At 60.9% G+C, this 7,141-nt stretch carries 5 protein-coding genes; 2 read left to right on the plus strand and 3 right to left on the minus strand.

All coding sequences use genetic code 11. From position 1 onward, the window contains the following. Positions 1–2,392: 2,392 nt before the first annotated feature. From LB543_RS33545 to LB543_RS33555, 3 genes are read right to left on the minus strand one after another with little or no spacing between them, the layout of a single operon-like run. On the minus strand, positions 2,393–3,028 hold the full coding sequence (locus LB543_RS33545) for an aldolase (protein ID WP_224617325.1): 636 nt from the start codon (positions 3,026–3,028) through the stop codon (positions 2,393–2,395). Further along, the gene (otnK, locus tag LB543_RS33550) at positions 3,025–4,275 is read right to left on the minus strand and encodes a 3-oxo-tetronate kinase (RefSeq protein ID WP_224617326.1); all 1,251 of its coding nucleotides are present in this window, start codon (positions 4,273–4,275) and stop codon (positions 3,025–3,027) included. Before otnK ends, LB543_RS33545 begins: the two co-directional genes overlap by 4 nt. Then, the gene (locus tag LB543_RS33555; RefSeq protein ID WP_224617327.1) at positions 4,272–5,024 is read right to left on the minus strand and encodes an FCD domain-containing protein; all 753 of its coding nucleotides are present in this window, start codon (positions 5,022–5,024) and stop codon (positions 4,272–4,274) included. The genes otnK and LB543_RS33555 overlap by 4 nt, the downstream gene beginning before the upstream one ends. A gap of 203 nt (positions 5,025–5,227) precedes the next feature. Between LB543_RS33555 and LB543_RS33560 the strand changes: the two genes are divergently transcribed. Next, complete coding sequence (locus LB543_RS33560; protein WP_224617328.1) at positions 5,228–6,166, plus strand: ketopantoate reductase family protein; 939 nt, start codon at positions 5,228–5,230, stop codon at positions 6,164–6,166. A gap of 4 nt (positions 6,167–6,170) precedes the next feature. Then, positions 6,171–7,141, plus strand: a 971-nt coding sequence (locus LB543_RS33565; RefSeq protein ID WP_224617329.1) for a sugar ABC transporter ATP-binding protein, incomplete at its 3' end; no start/stop codon positions are given.

Here is a 7,141-nt window from a genome sequence, read left to right on the forward strand (position 1 = left end):
AGATTTTCTGCGTGCAGAAGCCTGTGACGCCATGCAGGGTTATCTTCTCGGCCGGCCTTGCCCGATAGCCGAGTTCGTCCATCATACAAGCGGTGAAGACTCGTCAGCCGCTCCCCGACGGCCAAACAAGCACGAATTGCACGTGGTCAAGAGCAGCGCGGCCTAGGGCCGGAACGGGAGCATAAAAAAGTCGGGGGCGCCGGGCGCCACCTCGATCAAACGGAACAGGCGTTTGCGCTATTTTCAAACTGAGACACTACCCGCCGGCCATCACCGCTCGGCTGCCAGCCAGAAGCCGCTCGCAATAAAGAGCAGCACAAATGCAAATAGAGTGGTTCGCATGCGACGCCCCAGTCTGCCGATCACCCGTGGCGCCCAGTGCGGAAGATCCGTCGACAGGCGTGGCCCGCGCCCCAGAAGGCGCGGGCCGGCCAAGCTGCCCGCGTGGCCAGCAGCAAAGGGACTATGGCTGCGTTCGCCCGAACTTGCCGCGCGTCCGGCTGTTCCCAGCCGGGAAAGATAAAACTTTCTGCAGCTGGCTCCACGCGGATTTGGACAATTGCTGTGGGCCCACCTCACTGGCGGCGAACCAGGCCCGGCCAAGTCTTGGGGGCCTGACCAGCAGCGTGGGAGCTGCCGCCCTTCGAACCAGTCTAAGAATAACGGGTTCCCGCACGGTGGCATGAAAAGCGGAGCCAGGAGCGCCAAGCGTTCGGCTCCCGCGCCTACCGGTTCGGACGATCCTCCGCGATGACGTTGTAGAGCAGACAGCAAGCCAACAACGACACAACGCCGGCTAAGAGATCACTCGCCATCAAATCAGAAAAGTAGACGAATTCAAGCGCTGACACGGTCGTCGCTCCACCTTGGAAATCTACAAAGCAGAACCGTTAGAAAGCTCTGATGTTCCGTGTATTCGCGGGTGGACCCACCTTGCCATGCTTAAAGTGGCATTCGGGAGAATGCTGCCAAAGAGGGGTTTGCGCTGTTGCTAATATACTCGCATTATAAGTCGCCCGGAGGGAACGCCGGCATGGCCCGGCTGCCGTAGTCCCCCAAGATCCCCCTCGCGGCAGCCGGGCAGCCTCTTCAGGCACCATCTCACATTAGCGATCGCTTTGGCGTCCCACTCCGCGGCCGGATTGGATCATCAGAAAGTAAACCTTTCGAAGGCGCCGAGCTTGTGGCACGCGCGGCAGCGCTGTTGCGCAAAATCTCATTGATGCTGCGCGCGAAAATGGCGTGGACGGGGTAGTCTTTCCGGAGTTGGCTCTCAACTACACTCATTTCAGGGGCTTGGGTCGCACCCTTGCCCAAGATAGCGGCATCGACTTTCTGATTTCTGGCGTCAACCACGATCAGGATGGCCGACCAGGGAATTTTGTTGCGATTGCACCATTCTTTTTGCTTGGGCGCGAGCGACGTAGTGAAGTTAGCGGTTGGGAGCGAGCAGTTTTTGGGGCGCGAAAAACATCACCGCCGGAAGCTAACGCATCACAGATCAACACATATTGTCTACAGGCATCTATACGTCGGATACCGAGCATCAAATGCCCGAAGGCTTCCGAGTTGCTCAGACTGCAAGCGCGCCGACTTCGCGCAGCTTGATGTTCATGCTTCGTTCGGTCTTAGCGTGCCTGGGAAAGCAGATCTTGTTCCGACCCCTGTTACCACCGATCGGCTGATCCCTCAGTACGTTCGGATGCTTTGTGCGAGTTGCCTTAAAAAGCGATAAACCCTTAGCCGGCGAGACGACGCGGCCCCCCGCTAATCTCGTCGGCTAGGCTCCGTCCTTCAGGCAACTTCCCTTTCTCCAGGGCGCCGAGCCGACGAGACTCTGCTTTTCCCTTGGCACCGCGCTACCCAGGCCAAAACGCTGCTGTCCCGAAGATCACGGCAATTCCGAGTGCCGCCAATGCCATAACCACGACCATTGCGGCCTCGAACGGGCCACCGCCATTCCCTTTGTCAGACATTTCGAAAGCCCCAAAACACGCCACCAATCGTATCATGCGCGAGCCCACCGGTCGGGAAGCGTAGCCCGGTCGCCCGGTGCCGAGCGCACGCAACCACAAACCTGCCATTTCCGTCAGCGTTGATACCTCTGTCAGGCAGGTTACCGGATGGTTGTAGACACGACGACCACGGCAGTAACGCTAGACGGCGGTCGCGCTTGATCAGGACAGGCTTTTCGTAGGCACGCCTCATTGGTGTTCCCCTATGCTGAAGTTTCGCCAACGCGGTCGGCCTGCGACGTCAGGTTCCCGGAAACGGCAAAGCTGATTGACGACCGAGGTGCTGTCCGAAGCGGTCGTTCGCGTCGTGGAGAACGTTCGTCGCTTCGAGCAGGCTTGCCGTTCCCCACCGATCCCTCGCTCGTCAAACGTACCAATTACTTGTGCCGCGTCTCGAGCTCGGCAACCAGCGTTGCATCCAATTGGCGCACCGTCAGCGCTTTTGTCAGGAATACCAGCTTCGCCGTCTCTTCCAGCTCCTCTGCGGCAAAAATGGCATCGCGAAAACTGCGGCCCGAAACCACCGGACCATGATTGGCCAGCAGGACGGCGGCATGTTCACGGGCCTTGGCCAATACCAGCGGCCTTACGTCGGCAGAGCCTGGGTGGGTGTAAGGCAAAAGCGGCACGCGGCCGACGCGCATCACTACGTAGGGTGTAATTGGCGGGACGGTGTCGTCGGGGTCTGTGTCTTCAAGGCAGGACAATGCCGTGGCATAGGTCGAGTGAAGATGCACGACACCTGCCGCCTGCGGCCGCGCCTCATAGAATGCCATGTGAAGCGGAATCTCCTTGGTCGGGGCATCGCCCGACACAGCAACACCTTGGGCATCCACTTTCGACAGCCTGGCGGGATCGAGATAACCCAGACAGGAATTGGTCGGCGTGACCAGGAAACCATCGGCAAGCCGAGCCGACAGATTGCCCGACGAACCGGCGGTGTAGCCGCGCATGAACAGAGACTCGCCCCAGCGGCAAAACTCGTCGCGAAGCTGCTGCTCTTCCAAAGTCATGAGGCCCTACCTTTCAGGGTAGCGAGTGCACGTTCGAAAAAATCAACTGAGCCGAAATTCCCCGATTTCAGCGCGAAGGCCAGCCTCGGATTTGCGTCGAGGATAAGCACGGGCACTCCGGTGTCGATCTGCGGCCCGACCTCGAGTGCTGCCGCTCCGAACGCCGAGGCAACCGCGCCGGACGTTTCGCCACCCGCAACCACGATCCGCCGGAACCCGGCAGCCACTGCCTTGATAGCGAGCTCTGCAAAGATCGTGTCGAACGATGCCGCCAGCCTTTCGCGTCCATATCGGGCTTGGGCTGCAGCCACTTCCGATGGTTCCGCGGTCGAATAGACGAGCGGGCCTGTATCTTTGTGGCTGACGAGAAAATCCAGGCAACTCGCGACGGCCGCACCCGGATCGAGCGCGTCGGCGGCACCAAGACGCTTCGACGGGTGACCGCTGTGATACGCGGCGATCTGCCTGCGTGTCGCCGAAGAGCAACTGCCGGAGAGGATGAGACCGGGACCGTCGCTCCCCGCGAACGGCTGCCGATCCATTGCCGGTTGGATGCCAAAATTGCCGGGCAGGCCCATGGCAATGCCGGATCCGCCTGTAACCAGCCTGTGGGTCCTGACTATCCGCCCCAGCGCCAGGAGATCGTCATCCGAGATCGCGTCGGCGACGATCAGTCTTTCGTCGTTGTGCTTTGCCAGGCGCAAGGCGGCCTGAGCATTGCCCGAACGCAGGCTTTCCAGAGAGAGATGGCCGACCTTGAGCGCGGTCTGCCGTGCAAGCCATCGCCTTATGTCGGGATCGGTCATCGGCGTCAGCGGGTGGTTTTCCATGCCAGACTCACTCAGCAGCCGGTCGCCGACGAAGAGATGCCCGTTATACAGCGTCCGGCGATTGGCAGGGAAAGCCGGGCAAACCAGCGCCAGCGTCGTGTCCAGTTCCACGAGCAGCGCTTCCGCGACCGGTCCGATGTTGCCTTGCGGCGTGGAATCGAAAGTCGAGCAGTATTTGAAAACGATTTGCTTGGCGCCGTTGGCAATCAGCCACCTGCAGGCAGCGAGCGATTGTGTCACCGCATCGCCGGCGTCAATCGAGCGCGTCTTCAGCGCAATGACCGCAGCGTCGATCTCGGTTTTCAGTCGTCCGGTCGGCGTTCCAACATACTGAACAGTGCGCGCGCCGACCTTGGCGAGCGTGTTGGCGATATCGCCGGCACCGGTGAAATCATCGCCGATGACGCCGATCTTCATGCGTCGGGGTCGCCCATCTGATGATCATCGGCCTCATGTTCGCTTGCCCGCTGGCGCCAGAACATTGTCGTCAGCTGATCCAGATGCTCACGCATCGCCTGTTCGGCGCGATCGGGATCGCGCGCGACGATCCCATCGTAAATGGCGCGATGTGCCTCATACGCCGTTTGCTCCTGACCGTCCGCGGCCAGCGTGACGATGCGCTGTTCCTTGAGCCATTCCGAAATCTGGTCGTGAAGCGCCACGAACACGAGATTGCGCGCGATACGCGCCAATTCGAAATGGAAGGCAATGTCGGTGCTGGTGAAACGCTCGCGGTCGCCGATTGCCTGGCGATTGGCTTCGAGCGCCTCGCTTAGCGTCTCCAGATCGGAAGGCGTGGCGGTGCGGGCGGCTTCGCGGGCGAGGCCGACCTCGAAGAACATGCGCGCGCCCTGAAAGGAGCGTTGCCCCTCTTCTGTCGACAACATCTGCCTGACGGCCGGTGCCATGCCGGTAAAGATATGGCTGGCGGTCGGCATCAGCACCTTGGCGCGCGCACCATTGGTGAGTTCGAGGAGGCCGGCCTTCTGCAGCGAGATCAGTGCCTCGCGAATGGCCGGGCGGCCGACGCCGAAGCGCGACTGCAGGTCCCGCTCGGGCGGCAGTTGGTCTCCTGGCTTCAGCTTGCCGGAGAGGATCTGCCCCTCGAGATGTGTCGCCACATGCTCGAAGAGTTTCTTTCGTTCGATGATTAAAGGGTCGACCATACACCTTTCATACCATCATGCTTGACAACCATGCAACAGCTTGCAATGCTGAAAAACACAGGATGAAAAAAGCGGGAAGACGAGGCTGGGCTCGATGAGCATCGGCCAGCACCGGCTTGGAGGACCTCCAAAAGGCAAGCTCCACCCTCTGCAAATCAACTTGCTTTGAGACGGCGACTGCGAGCGCCAAGGGAGGAAGATGCATGAAAATCGCCATTCTGGGCGGCGGCGGAGCTATGGGCGGGATATTCGGTGGATATCTGGCCCGCGCCGGCAATGACGTCACGCTGATCGACGTCTCCAAAACGGCGGTGACGGCGATCAACGATAGCGGGTTGACCATTGAGGAAAAGGACGGTTCGCAGCCGGTCATCAAGGTGCATGCAAGCGACAGCCCGGCGAGCGTGGGACCGGTCGATCTCATTATCAATTTCGTGAAATGTTATCATACCGAAGCGGCCGTTCGGGCCGCGGCACCCATGATCGCCAAGGGAACAGCCGTGCTCAGCCTGCAGAATGGCTGGGGCAATGCACCGCGCATCGCCTCGATCGTCGGCGAAGACCGCGTGCTGGTCGGCTTGACCTACCATGGAGGCACCTTGCTGGCGCCAGGCCGCGTCAAGCATCCCGGCTCCGGCATGACTTACATCGGCGAGCTGACCGGCAAGCCGACCGAGCGCCTCGGCAAAGTGATCGAGACGTTCCGCGCGGCGCAGATCGAGACGACGCAGTCAGACAGGATCCTCGATGAGGTCTGGAAGAAGCTGGCGCTGAACGCCTGCACGTTGCCGGTCGCCGGGCTGCTTCAGTTCATGTCGCATGAACTCGTCGCCTTCGACGGCACAAAAAGCCTGATGGCAGACATCCTCAGGGAAGTCGTTGCCGTTGCGAACGCACAAGGCATCGCGCTCGACTATAATGAACGCTGGGCCGCGATCACCGGCCTGCTGGAAAAGGCGGTCGGCGGCAAGGCGTCGATGCTGCAGGACGTCGAGGCCAAACGGCAGACCGAGATCGAGGTGATCAACGGCGCCATCGTCGATGCAGGCAAGCGCACCGGTGTGGCCACTCCTGTCAACGAAACCATGGTCTGGATGATCCAGGCCAAGCAGGCCCACTACCTACAGGCCAAGGTTCAATAGCGCCATGGCGCCGCGGCTCGAAATCAAAGGCCTTTCCAAGTTCTTTCCCGGCGTGCGGGCGCTTGACAATGTCTCGATGAGCGTCGAGGGCGGTGAGATCCGCGCCCTACTCGGCGAAAACGGTGCCGGCAAGTCGACCCTCGGCAAAATCGTCGCCGGTGTCTATTCACGCAACCAGGGCAGCATTCTTGTGGACGGCGCCGAAATTGCCGACCTCGATGAGAAAGCGGCGGGCGATCTCGGCATCGGCATCGTCCATCAGGAAGGCTCACTGGTTCCGCAGCTTTCGGTCGCAGAGAACATTTTTGCTGGCCGGCAGCCGACGCAATGGCTCGGCCAGGTGGATGTCCGAGCCATGCGCGATCGAGCAAGGATGCTGATCGGGCAGCTTGGCGTCACCATCGATCCGGCACTCAAGGTATCAACTCTCTCACCGGCGCAGGCCCAGATCGTCGAGATCGCCAAGGCACTGTCGCGCGACCTCAGGATATTGATCCTTGACGAACCGACCGCGGCATTGACCCTGACTGAAACCGAAAAACTATTCGATGTGGTGCGGCGGCTGGCCGGCAGCGGCGTTTCGGTGATCTACGTTTCGCACCGCCTCGGCGAGATTTTCGCGCTTTGCCAATCTGTGACCGTGCTCAAGGATGGCAGGCATGCCGGAACGCGCAAGGTCGCCGAGACGTCGACCGACGAACTGATTCGGCTGATGGTCGGACGCGATGTGCATTTTTCACGTGCGGCCGCAAAGCGAAAGGTCGGCGACATCGTGCTTGAGGCGGAAGGCGTCGACGCGCCGCCTCTGGTGCGGTCGGCATCGATCACAGTGCGGGCCGGCGAGATCGTCTGCCTCGCTGGGCTCATTGGTTCGGGCCGCAGTGAATTTTGCGAGGCGATCTTTGGCGCGCGCCGCCGGCGTGGCGGCTCGATCCGGATCGGCGGCAAATCGATCGATCCGAAAGGTCCGTGGGA

The organism is Mesorhizobium sp. ESP7-2 (assembly GCF_020164715.1).
In the GTDB taxonomy this organism is placed as follows: domain Bacteria; phylum Pseudomonadota; class Alphaproteobacteria; order Rhizobiales; family Rhizobiaceae; genus Mesorhizobium.